Here is a 21,819-nt window from a genome sequence, read left to right as displayed (position 1 = left end):
TCTTAAAAATTTGAAAGTATAAATTTAGGAATTGTGATGGTTTTGGGAGGCGATGATAACGATTGCGTAAAATATCTTAATGAATTCACAAGAACTATCTTTATCAACATGCTATTTCGCTACTTTTGTGGCGATTTTTATTACATCGATGAAACTTACAAAATATTACCTCGCTGCAATTTCGGCATTCGTTATCTGGGGATTTTTTAGCTTGGCTCTAAAGCCTTTACACGATTATCCTTCCTTGGATATTTTGTTCTACAGGGTTTTCCTTTGTGTGGTTTTGATGCTGGTCATCAGTTTCGGTTTTAGACGAAAAATCATTAAAGAAACCGTTGTTTATTTTAAAAGTCTGACTTTAAAACAAAAACGAAATCTTATACTTCTCACGCTTGGAGGTTCGATACTTTTAACCGCGAATTGGTTTATTTTTATTTATGTGATGAACCACATCAGTGTTAAAGCCGCTTCATTTGCCTATCTCGTCTGTCCGATTCTCACAACCGTTTTTGCTTTTTTGATCTTGAAAGATGAACTCACAAAACTACAATGGACTGCTGTTGGTTTGAGTATTTTCAGTTGCATATTATTGGGTTATGGGCATTTAGAGGATGTTTTTTACAGCCTGATTGTCGCCACGACTTATGCCTTGTATCTGGTAATTCAAAAAAGAAACACCACCATCGATAAGTTTTTGTTGCTTACCATTCAGCTTATTTTTACAGCCCTAGTCTTGTTGCCTTTTTACCCAGCTTACAGAGGCGAAGTCCCAACGGAAATTTCGTTTTACCTTTATATTTTGATCATTGCAGTGGTTTTTACCATTGTTCCGTTGTTCCTTAATCTGTATGCCTTGAAGGGAATCAATTCTTCTACGGTGGGAATTCTCCTTTACATCAATCCGATCATCACGTTTCTTTTGGCGATATTTTATTACAAAGAAGAAATTACGGTTTTTCAAATAATCGCCTATTCCATATTGCTGTTTTCAATTTTTATTTTCAATTCGCATTTGTTTACCAAAGTCAGAAAAATAAAATTCAAAAAAAACGCCCCTGTAAAAGGAGCGTTCTAAGATTTAAAAGATTTTTATCGCAACATATTTGGATCAATCTGAACACCTAAACCTTGGGCAATCCCCATTCCAAGTCTAGGATCAGCCCTAAACCAATGGCACAATTGACGGTTGATGATCTCCTCTTTTTTCGGTCCATCAATTCCCGACATTGCACCAACGATATTGTTAACGAGATTCTGTTGCTGTTCTGGAACCAACAAACGATAGAGATTTCCTGGCTGTGTATAATGATCGTTTTCACCTTCGGCATTTCGATCAAACCAACCCGCAACATTGCTGTCTAAATTTAAACTTGGTTCTTTATAAGCTTCATCCACCACAATGTTATCAAAACTATTTGGGAAGTAATTTGGAGCACTTCCTCCGTTTCCATCCACTCTCATTTGTCCGTCGCGTTGGTAATTATTGGTTGCAAATGGACATCTGTTCACTGGAATTTGCTCATAATTAGCACCAAGACGATAACGCTGTGCATCTGGATAAGACAGAATTCTACCCTGCAACATCTTATCAGGAGAGAAACCAATTCCGTCCACCACATGGGCTGGAGCAAAGGCCGCCTGTTCTACATCTTGAAAATAATTATCTGGATTTTTGTTCAATTCAATCACACCAACATCAATCAGAGGATAATCGCCATGAGGCCAAACCTTCGTCAAATCAAACGGATTGATGTGATAGGTTTTCGATTCGGCTTCGGTCATCACTTGGATTTTCATGTCCCATTTTGGAAAATTACCCTTATCAATGTTTTCCACCAAATCCCTTTGGGCAAAATCCATGTCTTTAGATTTCATTTCGGCCGCTTCAGCATCGGTAAAATTCCTGATACCTTGTTGCGTGATGAAGTGGAATTTCACATAAAAACGTTCATTTTCTTTGTTGATGAATGAAAATGTATGACTGCTAAAACCGTGCATGTGTCGGTAGCCATAAGGTGTTCCCCTATCTGACATCAGAATCAAAACCTGATGCAAACTCTCTGGATTCAACGACCAAAAATCCCACATCATTGTTGGCGATTTCATATTTGTATAGGGATCTCGCTTTTGCGTATGGATGAAATCGCCAAATTTTTTCGGGTCTTTCACAAAGAAAACGGGTGTGTTGTTTCCTACCAAATCCCAATTCCCGTCTTCGGTATAGAATTTCAAGGCAAAACCTCTTGGATCTCTTTCCGTATCGGCCGACCCTCTTTCGCCACCAACGGTTGAAAAACGCAACAGCATTTTGGTTTCTTTACCTACATGGGAAAATATTTTTGCCTTGGTATATTTCGTGATGTCATTGGTTACCGTGAAAGTTCCGAATGCAGCCGAACCTTTGGCATGCACCACTCTTTCAGGAATTCTTTCTCTGTTAAAGTGTGCCATCTTTTCGTGAAGGATAAAATCCTCCAACAATAATGGTCCCCTGGAACCTACAGATTGACTGTTTTCGTTTTCAGCATAAGGTTTTCCAGAAGCGGTTGTAAGTTTGTTGTGATTTGACATAGTTATGTTTTTAAAAGTTATTGTTTTCCAAATTTACGAAAATAAAACAATAATCAAAATCGATTGTTTTTATATTTTCATAGCTTTAAACTATTTAAAAACGGTATGCTATTTGTTTAACTTTGAAAAAATTAAAAATTTATACCATGAAAAAAATAGTTTTAGTATTGCTTTTAGCTCCCTTTTTCAGTTTCGGACAATTAAAAGGATTGCTCGATAAGGCAAAAGACAAGGTTTCAACTGCAACCGGAAAAGACAGTGGTGTTGATATTGGAGCCGGATTAAAAGAAGCCTTAAACAAAGGAATAACCGAACAAGTTTCGAAACTTACTGCCACCGATGGATTCTATAAAAACGAAGCGGTTAAGATTTTAATGCCCGAAGAACTTCAAAAAGTGGATAAGACCTTGCGTAAAATGGGAATGTCGAGTTTGGCTGATGAAGGCATCAAATCCTTGAACCGTGCCGCTGAAGTTGCCGTTAAGGAAGCCACCCCCATATTTGTTTCGGCTGTAAAAAATATGAGTATTACAGATGCCAAGAACATCTTATTAGGAAAAGAAAACGCGGCGACAACTTATTTGGAAAATTCCACCTCTAAAGCCTTATATTCAAAATTCAATCCTGTCGTAAAGGAATCCATCGGAAAAGTTGGTGCCGATGTAGTTTGGGCAACAATCATTGAAAAATACAACAGTGTTCCGCTTGTTTCGAAAGTGAATCCTGACATCAACGATTATGTAACGAACAAGGCAATGGAAGGCGTTTTCACGATGATTGCCGTTGAGGAAAAAGATATTCGAACAAATTTAAATTCCAGAACGTCTGATTTGCTGAAAAAAGTGTTTGCTTTGCAGGATAAAAAATAAATTGAATTGCTATTTTAGTTGTACTAGTTTTTTTAAAAGGCTGTACTTTCAAAATACATTTCATCTTTATTTAAATCTAAAATTTTGTTCTATAAAAATCAAGTTTTATTATAACCTGGTCCACCGTTTCTTTTGAGTTTTGTACTGTAATATTCACATCTGTCACAACGTCTGCTTGATTGCCATAAAAGCGTTAGTTCATGAACACCTTGTGTTCTTCCAAGCTTTGAAATATTCCAATCATAAGAATAGCCAAATGTAAATTCACTTAACTTAAACAAAGCTACTGGATTTAAGGAAGATACAAAATGACTGTTTGTACTTTTACCTTCTGGATTTGTGGCTGCAATTACGCCAAAGCCAAATGGTCCAAAATCCATAACAGCTCCCAAATCTAATCGATTATATTGTCCTTGTCGCATATAATTTGCCGTTACAAGCAAGGTAGATTCTTCGGGAATTAAATTGGTAGGCGAATTTAGAAATTGAAAATAATAACCGCCATGAACAGTAAGAAAAAGGTCTAATGGCATGTTTCCATTTTCTCTGAAAGAAATATCAGGCCTGTTTAAATGTTTGACAGCGACACCAAACCAAGCAAATTCCTGATCAATTGTAAAACCAGCAGACATGTCGAAGAAGTTAATTTTATTACCATATTCTCCAACTCTTGGATCAATTGTGATTGGGGCAACTGCACCTGTATTTATATTAATTTGATCTTCTAATAGCAAATTTCTAAATTGAAAGTCCTTTCGGCCAAAACCAGTTTCTAATCCTAATCGCAAACGCCAATCATAATTAATATCAACTCGATAAGAGATTGCCGTATTTAACTTAAAATAATTATAATTGGTAAACACTTCGTTGTGATTTTGAACAGTCATACCCAAACCAATTTCATCGCTAACGATGGTATTGGCATAGCCATATTGCGTATCTATTTTTCTATTTCCATCGGGCCATTGTCTTCGGTGTACAAAACCAGCATTCCAAGTATTTGCAATACCTGTAAAAGCGGGGTTTAAAGTTTCGGGAACCAAATAAAACTGTGTAAATATGGGATCTTGTGCTTTTGAATGAATGGTGAAAAGCACTAAAATTGTGAATATTATTTTAGATTTCATTTTGATGGCAATTATTTAATTAATACGAAAGTTTGATTCTCATAAACTATAGTTCCATAAAAGGTTTCTGCGACAACTTTGCTGTAATAGTTTCCATTTTCTGCATTAAATCCTTTAATTTTAGCATCCCACCCCTTGATGACATCTCCTTTTTCTGAATAAATGAGTGATCCCCAACTGTCATAAATATGCATAACAACATTTTTAAGATTTTTAGTTACAGGACGAAAGGCATCATTTAAACTGTCACTATTAGGTGTAAACGCTGTTGGCAATACTAAAACATAACCTTTTTCTACAGCAAGTGTTACGACAAATTTGTAAACACAACCAAAAGGATACGTTACGGTAAGAGTAACTACGTAATCTTTAGGTATAGAATACGTGTGTGTTGGATTCAACTCTGTAGAAGTGAGGCCGTCGCCAAAATCCCAATAAACAGATTCATAATCGCCTGTAATGCTGCTGTTAAAGTGTATAGTATCTTCAATTGAATATATACCGAACGATGTGAAACCTATTGATACGGCTTGAAATGCTATTTCGCCAATTTCTGTATTATCGACATTTACAGTATAAGTTTGTATACATCCGATACTATCTTCAACAGTTAAAATTACAGTTCCATTTGTATCTGTGGTCATGATTTCGCTGTTTAAGCCACTAATGCTTCCACTAGACCACTGGTACTGGTAAGGAGGTACTCCACCGGAAGCTTGGGCTATAAAATTTGTTGTGACTTCACGCAAATCGCAATCGGAATCTGTTGTTGTAGTCACATTGATTTTTAAAGGTTCAGGTCGAATTAAGCTATATTGAGATGAAATGGTACATCCGTTAAAATCGGTAACGACAACCGAGTAATTTCCGGCTACGAGATTATTCAAATCTTCTGTACTAGAACCATTTGACCAAGAATACGTAAATGGAGGTGTTCCCCCAGAAATAATTAAATCAATCGCTCCACTACTTCCATTGGTACAATCGATTGGGTTGATTAAATTTGCAGAAGCTACTAAAAGTTGTGGCTCAACAATAGTAAAGGTTCGAATAATGTAACAAGGCGTTCCGTCTGAAATAGTTGCCGTATAAGTTCCTGCAACCAAGTTATTCCTAGTCAATCCTGATGTACTTCCATCACTCCAGATTAAGGCAACAGGAGCTATTCCTCCTGTTAAATTTAATTGAATACTTCCGTTATTTGCACCAAAACATGTTATGTTTTTTACAATTGGATTTACAGTAAAAATTGGGGCTTCAGGAATATTTATCGTTTCCATTTTCACACAACCTAAATTATCTGTGATGGTAATAGTATAATTACCAGCAGATAGATTGTTCTGATTTAAAACCGTTGATAAATTACTCCATGCAAATTGATACGGTGCGTTTCCGCCCGAAATTGTTGCATTGAAAGAAGCATCATTGGCTCCATAACAAGTGATTGCTGTTGTTGTGTATGTTAAAACTATAGGAGTCGATTGAGTCAATACAACCTCCATAGTTTTTTGACATCCATTATCATCGGTAACAATAAGATTATAGGTTCCTGCAGAAAGCCCTATTAAATTCTGATTTGTGCTTATAAATCCATTCGATCCTGTCCAAGAGAATATATAATTACTTGCTATTGTTCCACCAACAACTTCAACGTTTATGATTCCTGTTGAGGCACCAAAACAATTTATGTTTGTTTGATTAAGCAATGAGACAACTAACAATGGTGGTTCCGTAATTGTAAATGAAAGTGTTTTTGGTCCACAATTATTCTCATCGGTAACACTAACATTATAATCACCTGGACTTAAACTCACCAAATCTTGCGTAGTTGCAAAAGGTAAATTATCTTTAGTCCAAGTATAAAAATAGGCTCCTGTTCCGCCAGAAACCTCAATATTAATCATCCCATCATTGCTTTCAAAACAACTGCTGCTACTTTGATTGGCAATTGAAATTACTATATCATCCGGTTGAGTTATGGTATACGAATCATTGAAAGGACAATTTCCAGCATCTTCAATTAAAATATTGTAAATGCCTGGTTCTAAATTGGAAATTGTTGCAGTATTTGAAGCAAATCCATTTGGTCCTGTCCAAGTAATTGAATAAGGCGGGATTCCTCCTGTAATATTTGTTGCAATCGAAGCATTATTAGCACCAAAACAATCGTTGTTATTCACAATTACGTTTGGATTAATGGCTGGATTAACGGTGATTGTTACCGTAAAATCATTACCCACACAAATACCTGTTTTTGGTGTAACAGTATATACAATGGTAGCAGGATTTATAGTGCTATTTAGTAAAGTTTGACTAATTTCTTGTTGTGGTACTGATTGTGATGAAAACCCAGAAAGTGATCCGGGAGGATTTACCACAGGAGTTGTCCAAGTATAGGTTGTTCCTGTTGGTACTAAATTTCCATTTCCGTTTATCGGTGTTACTAAAAAGGTAGTATTACTGCAAATTGTTTCAACATCTGAAGCGATAATTGGGAATGGGTTAACTGTTATCAAAGCAGTGTTCGAAACTATCACTTCACATCCACCCGACAAATCCGAAAAGGTGATGATGCAATAATAGTAAACGTTTCCAACAGTATTTGTTAGAGGTAAATAATTAGCTGTTGTTGCTCCATTAATTAAAGTTCCTCCTGTTGTAGAATTAATTATGTTTGAATACCATTGATAAGTTGGTGTTCCTGTTCCTGTTGTATAGGTTACTGTTAAATTTAATGGTGTTTGGCTCACACACCATGAATTTGAAAGTGGTTGCAAATTAATAGCCGGAGAAGTATTTATAATTACTGCTGCTGTATCTGAAGTTGCATCACAACCTGAACCGATGGCTTGTGTAATTGTGCAATAATAATAAATTGTTCCAACCACTGCAGTTGAAGGAATAAAAGTAGCATTTGTAGCTCCTGGAATTAAGGTTCCTCCCAAATTACTGTTAACTAATGAACTGTACCATTGATAATTATATGAATTTCCAATCCCACCTGTTGCCGCTACTGATAGTGAATTTGGAACAGCATTTTGACAAAGCGTTTGCGTACTTAGAGGTTGTAAACTAATCACAGGATCTGCCACCACGACAACTGTTGCGGTAGAACTGGAAATTGAACCACAACCACTTCCTGCAAATGTGATGTTTACATAATAATAAAAAGTACCGAGTCCAGTAAAAACGGATGGTGTAAATGTAGCTGAAGTAGCACCTGCTATTGCGTTTCCACCACTGTTTGAGTCTATAGCATTCAAAAACCATTGATAAGTTGGTGTTCCTGTTCCACCCGAAAATGAAACGGTTAAAGGAGTTGAAATAGTTGTTCCAACACACAAACTTTGTGTTGATAAAGGATTTTGATCAATTATCGCAGCAGTTGTTACCTCTACTTCAGCAGTATTTGTTGAAATAGTAGCACAACTTCCTGAAATCAAAGGAAAATTAATCAAACAATAATAATATAATGTTCCAACAGTACCGCCTGAAGGTGTAAAAGTGGCATTGGTTTCACCTACAATCGCGGTTCCGTTTGTGGTGTTATTTGCGGTATTTGAATACCATTGATAGCTTGGACTTCCCGTTCCATTCGTAACTGTAAAAGATAACGCAACTGGATTTCCGCCTAAACAAACCGTGCTGGACAGAGGCTGATTCGCTACTGAAGGCGATTGGTTGACAACTACTTTTGAAATACTACTCGTTATCCCGCAACCCAAAGTAGATTGTGACACAATACAATAATAATAACGTGTCCCGACTGAAATTGTTGGCGGTGTAAACGTTGTACTATTTTCACCCAAAATTATTGTCCCAGATGTATTATTTAACGTATTGGAATACCATTGATAAATAAATGTTCCGTTTCCTCCTATTGCTTCAACTTCTAAATCTTCTGGAGTTGCCCCTTGACACAAGGTTTGATCAGCAATGGGCTGGGTTGTTAATGTTGGATCTGCAGATACATTGATCAAAGCGATTTCGCTTGTAATAGAGCCACAATTATTTCCTGAAAAAGTAATAGTTGCGTAGTAATAATGATTTCCTAAAGTAGAAAAAACTCCAGGTGTATAAGTTGCTGAAGTAGCTCCAGAAATCAAAGTTCCTCCCGTGGTTGCATTTGTACTATTGGAATACCATTGATAAGATGCAGTTCCTGTTCCGTTGCTAAAACTTACTGTTAACGGATTTGTAATTGTAACGCCTACACACAAATTTTGAGAAGCCAAAGGTTGAGTAGAAATTGTAGGAACAGGTACCACTTGAACAGAAGCAATATTAGATATCAAACTTGAACAACCACCTGAAGATAATGAAATAATACAATAATAAAAAACAGTTCCTGTGGTTGATGTTTGAGGAACAAATACTGAAGAATTTGCTCCTGGAATCGGCGTTCCGTTAGTTGTAGTGTTAAAAGAATTGCTATACCATTGATAAGTTGGCATTCCTGTTGATGTACTTATAACTACGGTTAATGGAGTTGCCGTACCGTTTAAGCAAACAACACTTGAAGCAGGTTGTGAAGTAATTGTTGGGGCAGGAATCACATTTATAACATAACTCACCGCCGTACCAGTACAATTTCCTATTTTAGGTGTAACAACATAAGTTACCGTTCCTGGATTTGCATTTGTAGTAGTGATGGTTTGTGCAGAAATTACAGCCGTAGTTCCTGAAGGCATAAATCCAGAAACTCCAGTTGTTGCAGTTGCAGTCCAAGAAAATGTTGTTCCAGAAGGATTAGCACTAAAAGTAACTGGAGTGGTTGGTGTTCCTGAACAAATAGTTTGGGTTAGATCTGTATTTGTGATTGTAGGTGAAGGATTAATGGTAAAAGTTTGCGTTGCAGTATTTGAAGCACCACATTCATTGTTTACGAGCAAAGAAACCGTATACGTTCCCGGTGTTGTATAATTAATACTTCCTGGATTTAGAGTGCTTGCCGTTGAAGGACTTCCCCCCACAAAACTCCAAGTGTAAGTTATAGAACTTGATGTTGGACCACAATTAGTAACATTTGCCACTGGTGAAATAGTTGTACTTCCGCATGCTCCTGCAATAGTTGCAATAGAAACATCTGGCGGTTTTCTAACATTAACGGTCTGAACTACAGAAGTTACACTTCCGCAAGAATTGGTTGTTTTTAATGAAATAGTATAAATTCCCGCTTCAGTAAAACTGAATGAAGGTGTGGCGGAAGTGGCAGAAGTTCCGTTGGTGTAAACAAAACCAGAAGTAGTTCCGCAATTTCCAGGCGTATAATTTACAATCCAATTGTATGTTGGTGTATCACATAGATTGGTTAAATTTGTGGTGTTGGTTGTAGTTACCGCTAATGGGCTACAGCCTGAAATTGTATTTAAAGTAAAATTTGGAACAAGTTGCGGTTGAACGCAGATGGTTTTGGTTATTATATCAATTCCGCATTTGTTTCCTGTTTTTAAAGTTATTGTGTATGTGCCTGCGATAGAAAAAATGGGACAAATTACTTCACTTCCACTACTCCATAAATTAATATTAGTATTACCAAAATCATCCCCTAATGTTCCACTTCCTAAAGAATATCCTAAATTGGGAAAAATACTCCAAACCTTTTTTGCAACAGAACAACTTGATGAAGTTGCCGTTTGACCTCCTGTAGTTGTGCTTGTCAAACAAACTGAATTTCCAATGCAAATGGGATTTATGGGCGAGGAAAAACTGGAAATTGGAGGAGTTGAAACTCGGATTGGTACTACCGATGCTGATGATTGGTCACATGGATTAGAAGCTTGAATACTTGCGAAAAATGAATTTTGATAAGTAGTTGATCCTGCAAAACTTGAAGTTCCACATGAAGTAGTTAAAAAGGTATGAGTAACTGATGAAGGTGGAGGATGATTAAATGTTACATTTGACGAACCGTCATTAAAAGATACTACATAAATAGTTCCTGGAGGATTGTTATCAGTTCCGGTAATAGGAAAAGTTAATGGAGAACTTATACAAATATCTGTATTTCCTGGATTCTCTAAACCAACAGCTGGATTGTTACCAACAAATACTTTATATGTCTTTGTTATATTACATCCATTCTGAGCAGTAACTGTATAAACCAAATTCCATAACCCTACTTGATAAGTATGTGTTAAAGAACTCCAAGTGGTTCCTGTAAAATTTGGAGATCCATCTCCCCAACTAATTGTATAACTTGTATTAGTCGAAATAGTAGTAGAAGCATTATTAAACAAAAATTCCGAAGGCTGGCTATCACAAATTTTAAAAACTGGAAAACCTCCAAAAACACCAGAATCAGCGGATGAATTTATTGTCGCATTTGCTTGCGGAAGTATCGTAAAAACTGTATTTCCAACAATATTTTGCGTGACAACGGGATCTGAACTATCCGAAACACTCACCAAAGTATAATTAAAACTTCCTGCTGTTGTAGTAACCACCGGAACAGTTATTGAATTTCCACTTATTGTGGTTACGGTCAGGTCAGATCCTCCATTAATTTTATATTTAAAAGTATAAGGTGCTACTCCATCGCTCCCGGTAAAAGTAACAAGTACATTTGTAGTATTTTGGCAAGCAGTTGTGCCTCCGCTAATGGTTGCTGATGGTACAAACGTGGGTGTAAGATTTGAACTAAAACCAAAATTGAATACACTCAATAAGACAATAACAAAGTAATTTAATTTCATTTAGAATATTTAATTTTAGTTTAGCAAGTAGTATCATATTGATATACATGATTTGTAAGAAGATGCAAAAATAAGTTAAATTTTAACATAAAATTTAGTTTTATTTACAACAGCATCTTATTAAGTTTTACAAACCAAAACAAATCCTATTTTGATTGGTTAAACTTAATTGGGTTCAAAATTAAACAGCCTCCAACGATTTATTTTACGGTTTTCCACATTCTCAAAAAATATTTTTTTTTTACATATCCATCAATCTAAAGTTACACCTAATTAAGCCCTATAAATATTAATTAGAACTACCAACTCTATAAAAAAACTATTTTCGAACAAATTTAAATTCCAGAACGTCTGATTTGCTGAAAAAAGTGTTTGCTTTGCAGGATAAAAAATAAATTGAATTGCTATGAAAAAAATTATTTTGGTTGCCCTAGTTTTTACCCTTTCGGGATGTGCTGAATTACAGCAAATTGCCAATCAATATCCAGAGTTGGGAACACTTGGAAATGCTGATATTGCAGCAGGTTTGAAGGAAGCCTTGAACAACGGAATTACAAAGCAGGTTTCCAAACTGACGGCTACTGACGGTTTTTATAAGAACCAAGCAGTGAAAATTCTATTACCTGCAGAATTGCAAAAAGTAGATAAAGGCTTGAGGGATATTGGCTTGAGCAGTCTTGCCGATGAAGGCTTGAAAGTGCTGAACCGTGCTGCAGAAGATGCCGTAAAAGAAGCAACCCCAATCTTTGTTGGAGCGGTGAAAAACATGACATTTACTGATGCGAAAAACATCCTGATGGGAAGCAATAATTCGGCAACGATGTATTTGCAAAGCTCTACGACAACTTCTTTATACTCAAAATTTAATCCAGTTGTGAAAAATTCTTTGGGAAAAGTGGGTGCCGATAAAGTTTGGGCAAACATCATCACAAAATACAATGCAATACCATTAACAGCCGATGTAAATCCAGATTTGAATGATTATGTTACAAACAAGGCTTTGGAAGGTGTTTTTAAAATGGTTGCCGTTGAAGAAAAAGAAATCCGCACAAATTTGAATGCAAGAACTTCTGATTTATTGAAAAGAGTTTTTGCCATGCAGGACAAAAAATAGGAAAAATTATATAGTTAGTTTTTTAGAAATCAACCATATAGAAATAACATAGACTTAACATTCGATTGAAAAAAAATGTCGGATATTTGCAAAGTAATAAAATACAAAATTTGGTTTGGTTAGTTAGAGTTTAGAAATCCGGTGCGAAAGTGCCGGATTTTTTGCATTGTAATCTTAACATATTTAGCTGAAATAGTATAAAAGTTAACATATCTTAATGATAATTTAAAGATAAGATCATTTAAATTTGCGTTCATAAAATTACCCCCTAAAATTAAGCCTTATGAGTGGATTATTGATAGAGAAAAATGAAATTGAAAAAATTCAGAATGAATTTAAAATTTTAGCAGAAAAAACTATAGCAGTTACTTCAACCCAAAAAACAAATACCGTTAAAAAAGAAGAATTGGTTTTAGAAGAGTGCGAACTATAAGCGTTCATGCATTTTTTTGAAGTATTCAAAAGCTTTCGACAGACGGCTTCCATACCACGAAAACATCTCTCCATCTACAAAAACCGTTTTGGCGTGATGCGTGAACCTTCCAATTTCAAAAGCATCCTCTTCCTTGAACGGATAGGGTTCTGAAGATAGAAATACAATCTCCGGATCGCCTTGAATCTTCATTTTCTGGATAATTATTTCCGGATAACGTCCTGGGAATTTTTCAGTATTGTCGTATATATTGATAAAGTTGTTCAGCTTGAGCATTTCGTTGATAAAATTATTCGAACCGGCCACCATGTGTGGGTTCTTCCAGATGAAATAGGCCACTTTTTGAGTAGGCTTTTCTTTCATAAAGTGCTTAAAATCATTGTATGAATATTGGATTTTGTCGTTCCATTTTTGAGCTTCGGTTCGGCAATTAAAGAGTTGACCAAAATCGGTAATCATCTGAAAAACATCTTCAATCGTAATGATATTGGTTACCCAAACCGGACATATCTTACGCAATTCCTCCACTATTTCCAATGTATTCTCTTCTTTATTGGCGATGATAATATCGGGTTGCAAGAGTCTTATTTTTTCAAAATGGACTTTTTTGGTTCCGCCAACAATCTTTTTGGTCGATTTCAAGTGATATGGATGTACACAGAATTTTGTGATCCCGACTATCCGTTCTTCCAAACCTAAATCATATAATAATTCGGTTTGTGAAGGAACGAGTGAAATTATCCTTTTTGGAGATTGTGCAAATTCGAAAGTGTTTCCTATTTGGTCTTTTAAGATGGGCATTGTTGGAATTTTGAAATGCAAAATTAAGGAATTAAAAATAGTTGAACCGCTTGAAATATTATTTTATAAGTTTAAAAATCTTTGCACCTTTGTACTTGAAACTTTCCATCTTAAAATGAACATCAAACTCATCGCCATTGGCAAAACAGACAATAAAGCATTGCAAACCTTGATAGACGACTATCAAAAACGGTTGTCGTTTTACATCAAATTTGATTTGGAAATCATTCCCGACATCAAAAATGTAAAGAATTTGTCCGAAAGTCAGCAAAAAGAAAAGGAAGGCGAATTGATTCTGTCGAAACTCACCCCAACCGATCAATTGATTTTGTTGGACGAAAACGGCAAGAATTTTTCGAGTGTAGGATTTTCGGAAGAATTACAAAAGAAAATGAATTCTGGAATCAAAACTTTGGTGTTTGTAATTGGTGGTCCTTATGGTTTTTCAGAAGCGGTTTACAATAAAGCTCAAGGGAAGATTTCGCTTTCACTGATGACGTTCTCGCATCAAATGGTTCGTCTGTTTTTTATCGAACAATTGTATCGCGGATTTACGATTTTACGGAATGAACCTTATCATCATCAGTAGGATTTAGGATATAGATTTTGATATTTAGGATTTTTATAATCATTATGTTTAAAATTAAGAGAATGGTTATTATCCTACTCCATTGACCTCCAATTTTTCTAATTTATCTGTATCAAAATAATATCTTACATTCCAATAATAACTTCCACCATCTAAAACATCAATTCTTTGCTTTAACCAATTTTCATGATTTCCTTTATTAAACCAAAAACAATTTATTAAAAGATATTTTCTTCCATTTTCATCGAAGCAACCAAAATACTGCCTTTTATACTTATGCAATTTCTTATGGATAATAGGCTTGTCAAACTGATTTATCAAATCTTTATTAAGTTGCTTCAATCTTGTTTTTAAAACACTTTCTGCTAATAAAACATCTTGCTTTAAAGGAGTAAATCTTTTGTTACCTATTAAATCAAAATAATTATCAGGAAAGATTGCAACATCGAAATTTGAAGTTTTATAATGTTCCGCTTCAACAAATTTCTGTCCATTACTCATCATAGAAATCATCAATAATAAAAAACTAACATATTTTTTCATATCAATTTATTTAATTTGTCAATCAACTTCACTGCCTCAACCGCTTCTTTAACATCGTGAACTCTTAAAATATTGGCTCCTTTCAACAATGAAATTGTGTTTAAAACCGTGGTTCCATTCAAGGCTTCTTGTGGTGTATTTCCTAACGTTTTATAAATCATTGATTTCCTTGAAATTCCAGATAATAAAGGTAGTTCCAGCATCTGAAACAATTCCAACTTGTTCATCACTTCAAAATTTTGTTCTAATGTTTTGGCAAAGCCAAATCCTGGGTCGATGATTAAATCGGAGATTCCCAAACTTCTGGCTTTGTTTACTTTTTCAGAAAAATAGAATAACATTTCCTTTATAATGTCTTCATAATCTGTCAATGATTGCATCGTTTTGGGTGTTCCTCTCATGTGCATCATAATGTAGGGAACTTTTAAATTGGCTACGGTTTGCATCATATTTTCGTCCAATTCGCCAGCCGAAATATCGTTAATGATGGAAGCTCCTTCTTCAATCGAGGCTTTGGCAACCTTGCTTCGGAATGTATCAATTGAAATAATAATTGTTGGAAAAACCTTAACCAATAACTTTACGATCGGGAGTATTCTATCAAGTTCTTCTTCTTCGGAAACAAATTCAGCATTTGGTTTTGAGGAATAGGCACCAATGTCAATAAAAGTTGCACCATCAGCCAGCATTTTATGAACTTTATCGATGATAATCTGTTCGCTATCATTTTTTCCCCCATCATAAAAAGAATCTGGTGTGACATTTAAAATTCCCATGACTTTGGGATTTGATAAATCGATGAGTTGTCCTTTGCAGTTTATTGTCATGATAAAGTTAATTGTAAACCATAAAGAAATTAAGTTTATTATGCCTTAATGCTACTTAATTTCTTAATGGTTTAATTTTAGAAAAATTATTCCTTATTTTTGGAGAAATTTCCACAAATATAAACCAATAATGAGCAATACTTCTCAAGAATTTGATACTATTGTTGGCATCTGCCGAACTCTTTTTATCAACAAAATGACCGATTACGGCAGTGCTTGGCGTATTTTGAGATTACCATCACTAACCGACCAAATCTTCATAAAAGCACAAAGAATCAGAAGTTTACAGGAAAATGATGTCCGAAAAGTGGATGAAGATGAAACCGGAGAATTCATCGGCATCATCAATTATTCGATTATGGCGTTGATTCAATTGGAACTTGGTGTTGCCGATCAACCTGATTTAAATGTTGAAAAAGCAACGGAATTATACGATGCAAAAGTGAAACTCACCAAAGATTTGATGGAAGCCAAAAACCACGATTATGGCGAAGCTTGGCGTGAAATGAGAGTGAGTTCGTTGACGGATTTGATTCTACAAAAATTACTTCGCGTCAAACAAATTGAAGACAACAAAGGAAAAACCTTGGTGTCCGAAGGAATTGATGCCAACTATCAGGATATGATTAATTATGCTGTGTTTGCTTTGATTTTGATGGGATATCATAAAAAGTAAATTCCAATTCTAGAATATCGAGTTCTAACCTAGAAAAATATTGACTGAGATATTCTACTATTTTGTCATTCCGAAGGAGTAATCTAAAATAAGTGAAAATCTTCGCAGAGATTCCTCCTTCGTCGGAATGACAAGATTGAGAAAAAATATTGAATATATATCTTTCTAAATTTAAATAAATTACCGTAAATAATCTATCATGAAAAACATACTTACCCAATTTTCCAGAATTTTCGTCGGATTACTATTTATAATTTCCGGATTAATCAAATTAAATGACCCTGTTGGCTTCTCTTTTAAATTAGAAGAATATTTCAGTGAAGGTGTTTTAAACCTCCCTTTTTTGATTCCTTATGCCTTAGCACTTGCGGTTTTTATTGTGATTTTTGAAGCCGTTTTGGGCGTGATGCTTTTAGTTGGATTCAAAACCAAGTTTACGGTTTGGAGTTTGCTTTTGATGATTGTGTTTTTCACATTCCTTACCTTCTACTCTGCTTATTTCAATAAAGTTACCGATTGTGGATGCTTTGGAGATGCCTTGAAATTAACTCCTTGGGAATCGTTCACAAAAGATGTCGTTTTATTATTTTTCATCCTTATTTTGTTTTTGAATCAAGTTTTAATCCGACCAATTTTTTCAAAAAAAATTACCAATGTAATTGTAGTTTCAAGTATCGGATTAAGTGCTTTCATGGGTTATTGGGTTTTGAATCATCTGCCTTTGAAGGATTTTAGAGCATACAAAGTAGGAACCAACATCCAAAAGGGAATGGAATTTCCTGAAGGTGCCGAACAATCAGTTGTAGAAATGGTTTTCATCTACAAAGTAAATGGTGTTGATCAAGAATTTGGGGCAGATGATTTAGGAAAACTTCCAGAAGGAGCTGTTTTTGTAGATAGAATTGACAAAGTAATTTCGCAAGGTTACATTCCGCCAATTCATGATTTTACGATGGAATTGAATGGTTCGGATTATAAAGATGAATTGCTTGTTGAACCAAAACTATTGATGTTTGTTACTTATGATTTGGAAACTTCTGAAAAAGAAGGCATGCAAATATTGGAAAAACTGCATCAAGATGCTGTTGCTAAAGGTTATAAAGTAATTGGGATGACGGCTTCGGATGAAACTGAAATTGCAAAAGCAAAAAAAGACAACAACCTGACTTTTGATTTCTATTTCTGTGACGGAACAACATTGAAAACTATTGAAAGAGCAAATCCAAGTATTGTAGTTTTGCACAACGGAACGATTGTTCAGAAGTTGCATTATAAAGACAGTGGGGATTTGAAACTTTAAATTAGTTTTCAGTTTTCAGTCACGTTGGCAGGCTGGAAACTGAGACTGGAAACTGAGACTTTTAAATAAATGATAAAATACTTTCTAAACAAAATCGGATATGCATTACTCACTCTTTTCGGGGTGATTACAGTTATATTCTTTTTGTTTAATGTGTTGCCGGGCGATCCTGCCAGAATGATGCTCGATCAGAATGAAAACTCTGAACAGCTAGCGATCGTGAAGAAAAAATATGGTTTTGACAAACCCATTTCGACACAGTATTTTTATTATTTGAATGACCTCTCGCCTCTTTCATTTCACAGCGGAAATCAAGATGATTACACTTTTTTGAGTGAAGGAAAATACAATTCGGCTGCTTTATTTGCGGTTTCAAATACGGTTGTGGTCTTGAAAACGCCTTATTTAAGAGAAAGTTTCCAGAAAAGTGGCAAGAAGGTTTCGGAAATTATCGGGAATACTTTGCCCAATACTTTTATACTGGCCATTTTTGCCATCATCATCGCGATTGGAATTGGGATTGTCTTAGGAATTATTTCTGCATTATATAAAGATACTTGGCTCGACCGATTTATTGCCTTAATCAGTACGTTGGGAATGAGTGTTCCATCGTTTTTTAGTGCGATTTTATTTGCTTGGTTTTTTGGTTTTTTGCTTCATAAATATACCCATTTGAATATGACGGGAAGTTTATATGAAGTGGATAATTTTGGGAAAGGAAGCACTATTCAATGGAAAAATATTATTTTACCCTCGATTGTCTTGGGGATTCGTCCGCTTGGTGTTGTCATTCAATTGATGCGAAATTCACTGCTGGAAACTTTCAGTCAGGATTATATCCGAACAGCCCGTGCGAAAGGTTTGAGTGAATATCAAATTATTCGGAAACATGCAGTAAAAAACTCCCTGAATCCTGTCGTGACGGCAATTTCAGGTTGGTTTGCCTCGATGCTTGCCGGAGCGGTTTTTGTTGAATTCATTTTTGGATGGAACGGACTTGGGAAGGAAATTGTTGAGGCCTTGAATAATTTGGATTTGCCAGTAATTATGGGATCGGTGATAGTGATTGCAACGACATTCGTGGTGATCAATATTTTGGTTGATTTGGTATATGCTTATTTGGATCCTAAAATCAGGTTGCAATAAATTAATTAAAAATTGATAATTAAAAATTAAAATCTTGATTGGAATTTTAGATACGAATTTTAACTAATCACTTTATTTATGCGGTTCTGATTTATGGATTAAAAGAAGCCTAAAGATTTTATTCTAGCCCAGATTGTAGTGGAAATCCTTTTTGTTCTGGGGTTCAGAACAAAAAGATTGTAACGGAAAGCTGGATTATGGAATGAAAAATGCCAAAAGATTCGCTCCCGAAGCTTCGATGCAAATTTTAAGAAGTTATTATAAAAACTAAATGTTATATTTGTTGAATACTTAATTTTAAAACAATGAGAAAAATATTTTTATCGTTATTGGTTGTCTTTTCAACCTTTTCGTGCATACAGGCTCAAAAAACGAGCTTTGATCAGGTGGCTTTGGATGATGTAATGTGGACTACACAGCAAAAAGACATTACGTTTGGTGAGATTTTGGAAAAATACAAGGGCAGAACTGTTGTGATTGATGTTTGGGCTTCATGGTGCTCGGATTGCATCAAAGGATTGCCAAAGGTGGAGGCTTTGCAAAAAGCTCATCCTGAAGTAGTTTATTTGTTTCTATCGATGGACAAAACGTTTGAAAACTGGATTGTAGGGGTTGAAAAACACCGAATTTCAGGTGAACACTATATGGCAAAAGACGGAATGAAAGGGGTTTTCGGACAATCGGTTGATTTGGACTGGATTCCAAGATACATGATTGTGGATCCGAATGGAAAAATAGTATTGTATAAAGCTGTTGAGGCGGATGATGCAAAAATTGCCGAAGCTTTGAAGAAATTAAAACAAAAAAACAAAAGATAATGAGACAAAAGATTGTTGCAGGAAACTGGAAAATGCACAAGAATGCTGAAGAAACAGAGGATTTATTGAATGATTTGATTGACAAATTGCCATCGGATGCTCCTGTTCATATTATAGTAGCTCCAACGTTTGTGAATCTGGCTTCGGCTGTGGAGCATTTGGAATTTACGAATATCAATGTTGCCGCACAGAATATGCACCAGGCAGAAGGTGGTGCTTTTACGGGCGAAATTTCGGCAGATATGTTGAAAAGTGTTGGTGTAAATACTGTAATCCTTGGACATTCTGAGCGTCGTGCCTATTTTCATGAAAACAATTCCTTGCTTAAATCTAAAGTTGATACGGCTTTGAAGCATGAACTTGTTGTGATTTTTTGTTTTGGTGAAGAGTTGAAAGACAGACAATCTGGAAATCATTTCAATCTTGTTGAAAACCAGCTGAAAGACAGTTTATTCCACTTGCAGGAAAAGGATTGGGCCAACATTATTTTGGCTTATGAGCCAGTTTGGGCAATTGGAACCGGAGAAACGGCAAGTCCGGAACAAGCCCAGGAAATGCACGGATTTATTAGAAACACAATTGATTCTAAATTTGGAAGAAATGTTTCTGAAAATGTAGCCATTCTTTATGGTGGAAGTGTGAAACCTGATAACGCAAGAGAAATTTTTTCGAAACCAGATGTTGATGGCGGATTGATTGGTGGGGCTGCTTTGAAAGCGGAAGATTTTGCTGCAATTGTAAGTGCTGCAATTTAAAAAATGAGCAATAAAATATACTTTTAAAATCCCTTTTTCGAAGGGATTTTTTTATGCCTGAATGCTAATGTTTCCCTAAAAAGGTTTTATCGGAAATGTGATTTTCGTAATTTTAGGACTAACACAAATACTAAATATTATGAGCACAAACGAAAAAAAACCAGATGGACGGGATGTTCAAGCTGAAGGAAACGAGAAAGAAGTCATTACCAGAGAGGATTTGACAGGAATCAACAAAACTGTTACTGGCGAAGATCGAACCGAGGAAAACAGAACTGAAAGACGTTTTCAAGAGCAACATGGAAACCGAAAGTACAAGATGCATAAGAATGAACCTGCATCTAAAAATCAACCTCGAACGAATACAGGTCCTGGAACTGTTTAATCATTTTGATTATGAAAAAAGAGCAATTTTTGAAGTTGCTCTTTTTTTATTTTCTTATATATCCCTAATTAAATTGAAGCCGCCACTTTTAGCAATAACTTTTTTGTGGCCAAGATACCTTCTATTTCGCCAAGATTATTTCCTTCATACTCAACTCCTATAAAACCGTCAAATTTGGCATCTTTCACAATTTTCAGCATCTTGTAGTAATCAATTGTAGTTTCATTTCCGTTGTCATCAAAATCATAGGATTTGGCACTCACTCCTTTTGCAAAGGGCATCATTTCAGCAATACCCAGATATTTATCATATTCTTCAATACAAGGCGAGCCCCAACGTTCTCCATTTTCCCTCTTGATACAGAAATTTCCAAAATCGGGTAACGTGCCACAATAAGGATTATTAACGGCCTTCACCACTTCCATTAGCTTTCCAGCATCCGATGAAAGTCCGCCGTGGTTTTCTATTGCAACATTGATTTTGCTTTTTGCGGCATATTCGCTAAGTTTTGATAATGAATCCATTGAGGTTTCCTTCCAAACTTTAAAATCCTTTTCAGATTCGGTGCCGAAAAGGTTTACACGAATCGTCGGACAATTTAATTCGACGGCAGCATCTATCCATTTGGTATGATTGTGAACTGCCAAATCTCGGTCCTTTTGTTCCATCGAAGCCAAATCTCCTTCGTTATCGACCATTATGATGACATTTTCGATTCCGTTGTCATTGCTTCTTAATTTAAGCTCCTTCACAAGTTTTTTCACACTTGCCAGTTCATTTTTTTTATCTATTTCATAAAGTTGGGCCACGTATTCAATTCCTTGAAAACCAAGTCCCTTTGCTGTTTTTGCAAAATCTAAAGGCGAGAGCGTCTTGGTTTCGTTTATGGCTTTATGCAACGACCATTGTGCAAGCGACAATTTGAAAAAAGGTTTGAAATCAGAGGAATTCATAAAATCTTGTTCTGTAAGGTATTCTGCCATTGGATGTAATAAAGATAGTGCAAGACCAAATTGTCCTGTATTTTTGATAAAGTGACGTCTGTTCATATCGTTTGGTTGAGGGAAATAAAGCCCCTAAATTATAATTTTAATCTTTAACATATGACTCTTTTTTGATTTAAAATATAAAGCAAAAAGGCTTTCTGCAATAATTTACAAAAAGCCTTTT

General features: G+C 35.4%; 18 protein-coding genes. 11 read left to right on the top strand and 7 right to left on the bottom strand.

Annotated elements, in window-relative coordinates; genetic code table 11:
* Nucleotides 1–79 precede the first annotated feature (79 nt).
* Nucleotides 80–1,075 (top strand): EamA family transporter, encoded by a 996-nt coding sequence (locus J2X31_RS08585; RefSeq protein ID WP_310026019.1) that lies wholly within the window; start codon nucleotides 80–82, stop codon nucleotides 1,073–1,075.
* Nucleotides 1,076–1,089: 14 nt separating this feature from the next.
* Here the strand turns inward: J2X31_RS08585 and J2X31_RS08580 are convergent, their stop codons facing one another.
* Nucleotides 1,090–2,571 carry a catalase gene (locus tag J2X31_RS08580; protein ID WP_310026017.1) on the bottom strand — a complete coding sequence of 494 codons (1,482 nt, stop codon included), beginning with the start codon at nucleotides 2,569–2,571 and terminating at the stop codon, nucleotides 1,090–1,092.
* Between the two features lie 146 nt (nucleotides 2,572–2,717).
* Here J2X31_RS08580 and J2X31_RS08575 point away from each other — a divergent pair, with 146 nt between their 5' ends.
* Nucleotides 2,718–3,440, top strand: coding sequence for a DUF4197 domain-containing protein (locus J2X31_RS08575; RefSeq protein ID WP_310026015.1), 723 nt, complete (start codon nucleotides 2,718–2,720; stop codon nucleotides 3,438–3,440).
* Nucleotides 3,441–3,538: 98 nt separating this feature from the next.
* On the opposite strand, the gene J2X31_RS08570 is transcribed toward J2X31_RS08575, so the two are convergent.
* The gene (locus J2X31_RS08570) at nucleotides 3,539–4,567 is read right to left on the bottom strand and encodes a PorP/SprF family type IX secretion system membrane protein (protein WP_310026013.1); all 1,029 of its coding nucleotides are present in this window, start codon (nucleotides 4,565–4,567) and stop codon (nucleotides 3,539–3,541) included.
* A gap of 11 nt (nucleotides 4,568–4,578) precedes the next feature.
* Nucleotides 4,579–11,262: a DUF8696 domain-containing protein gene (locus tag J2X31_RS08565; RefSeq protein ID WP_310026011.1), complete on the bottom strand. Its 6,684-nt coding sequence runs from the start codon at nucleotides 11,260–11,262 to the stop codon at nucleotides 4,579–4,581.
* 406 nt (nucleotides 11,263–11,668) lie between these two features.
* On the opposite strand from J2X31_RS08565, the gene J2X31_RS08560 reads away from it, so the two are divergent.
* On the top strand, nucleotides 11,669–12,376 hold the full coding sequence (locus tag J2X31_RS08560) for a DUF4197 domain-containing protein (RefSeq protein WP_310026010.1): 708 nt from the start codon (nucleotides 11,669–11,671) through the stop codon (nucleotides 12,374–12,376).
* 283 nt (nucleotides 12,377–12,659) lie between these two features.
* Nucleotides 12,660–12,809 carry a hypothetical protein gene (locus J2X31_RS08555; RefSeq protein WP_310026008.1) on the top strand — a complete coding sequence of 50 codons (150 nt, stop codon included), beginning with the start codon at nucleotides 12,660–12,662 and terminating at the stop codon, nucleotides 12,807–12,809.
* On the opposite strand, the gene J2X31_RS08550 is transcribed toward J2X31_RS08555, so the two are convergent.
* The gene (locus J2X31_RS08550) at nucleotides 12,804–13,610 is read right to left on the bottom strand and encodes an ABC transporter substrate-binding protein (protein WP_310026005.1); all 807 of its coding nucleotides are present in this window, start codon (nucleotides 13,608–13,610) and stop codon (nucleotides 12,804–12,806) included. The two genes, J2X31_RS08555 and J2X31_RS08550, sit on opposite strands and share 6 nt — an antisense overlap.
* Nucleotides 13,611–13,725: 115 nt before the next feature.
* On the opposite strand from J2X31_RS08550, the gene rlmH reads away from it, so the two are divergent.
* Entirely contained in the window at nucleotides 13,726–14,199 is a 474-nt protein-coding gene (gene rlmH, locus J2X31_RS08545) for a 23S rRNA (pseudouridine(1915)-N(3))-methyltransferase RlmH (RefSeq protein WP_310026003.1), read from the top strand.
* Between the two features lie 69 nt (nucleotides 14,200–14,268).
* Here the strand turns inward: rlmH and J2X31_RS08540 are convergent, their stop codons facing one another.
* Nucleotides 14,269–14,742, bottom strand: coding sequence for a hypothetical protein (locus J2X31_RS08540; protein ID WP_310026002.1), 474 nt, complete (start codon nucleotides 14,740–14,742; stop codon nucleotides 14,269–14,271).
* Complete coding sequence (gene folP / locus J2X31_RS08535; protein WP_310026000.1) at nucleotides 14,739–15,569, bottom strand: dihydropteroate synthase; 831 nt, start codon at nucleotides 15,567–15,569, stop codon at nucleotides 14,739–14,741. The genes J2X31_RS08540 and folP overlap by 4 nt, the downstream gene beginning before the upstream one ends.
* Nucleotides 15,570–15,699: 130 nt before the next feature.
* On the opposite strand from folP, the gene J2X31_RS08530 reads away from it, so the two are divergent.
* From J2X31_RS08530 to J2X31_RS08505, 6 genes are all read left to right on the top strand, one after another.
* Nucleotides 15,700–16,245 carry a DUF1599 domain-containing protein gene (locus J2X31_RS08530; RefSeq protein WP_310025999.1) on the top strand — a complete coding sequence of 182 codons (546 nt, stop codon included), beginning with the start codon at nucleotides 15,700–15,702 and terminating at the stop codon, nucleotides 16,243–16,245.
* A 199-nt stretch (nucleotides 16,246–16,444) separates the two neighbouring features.
* Nucleotides 16,445–17,545, top strand: a complete 1,101-nt coding sequence (locus J2X31_RS08525; RefSeq protein ID WP_310025997.1) for a BT_3928 family protein — start codon at nucleotides 16,445–16,447, stop codon at nucleotides 17,543–17,545.
* Nucleotides 17,546–17,614: 69 nt separating this feature from the next.
* A complete protein-coding gene (locus J2X31_RS08520) occupies nucleotides 17,615–18,691 on the top strand; it encodes an ABC transporter permease (protein WP_310025995.1) in 1,077 nt (358 codons plus the stop codon).
* A gap of 305 nt (nucleotides 18,692–18,996) precedes the next feature.
* Nucleotides 18,997–19,509 (top strand): TlpA family protein disulfide reductase, encoded by a 513-nt coding sequence (locus J2X31_RS08515; protein ID WP_310025994.1) that lies wholly within the window; start codon nucleotides 18,997–18,999, stop codon nucleotides 19,507–19,509.
* Complete coding sequence (gene tpiA / locus J2X31_RS08510) at nucleotides 19,509–20,264, top strand: triose-phosphate isomerase (RefSeq protein ID WP_310025993.1); 756 nt, start codon at nucleotides 19,509–19,511, stop codon at nucleotides 20,262–20,264. Before J2X31_RS08515 ends, tpiA begins: the two co-directional genes overlap by 1 nt.
* A gap of 139 nt (nucleotides 20,265–20,403) precedes the next feature.
* Nucleotides 20,404–20,649: a hypothetical protein gene (locus J2X31_RS08505; protein WP_310025991.1), complete on the top strand. Its 246-nt coding sequence runs from the start codon at nucleotides 20,404–20,406 to the stop codon at nucleotides 20,647–20,649.
* Nucleotides 20,650–20,717: 68 nt separating this feature from the next.
* Here J2X31_RS08505 and J2X31_RS08500 read toward each other — a convergent pair whose 3' ends face one another.
* Nucleotides 20,718–21,698, bottom strand: coding sequence for a sugar phosphate isomerase/epimerase family protein (locus J2X31_RS08500; RefSeq protein WP_310025988.1), 981 nt, complete (start codon nucleotides 21,696–21,698; stop codon nucleotides 20,718–20,720).
* Between the last annotated feature and the right edge of the window lie 121 nt (nucleotides 21,699–21,819).

Source organism: Flavobacterium arsenatis (genome assembly GCF_031456785.1).
In the GTDB taxonomy this organism is placed as follows: domain Bacteria; phylum Bacteroidota; class Bacteroidia; order Flavobacteriales; family Flavobacteriaceae; genus Flavobacterium; species Flavobacterium arsenatis.
Note: the sequence above shows the minus strand (reverse complement) of the source record. Positions and strands in the feature narration are given on the sequence as shown.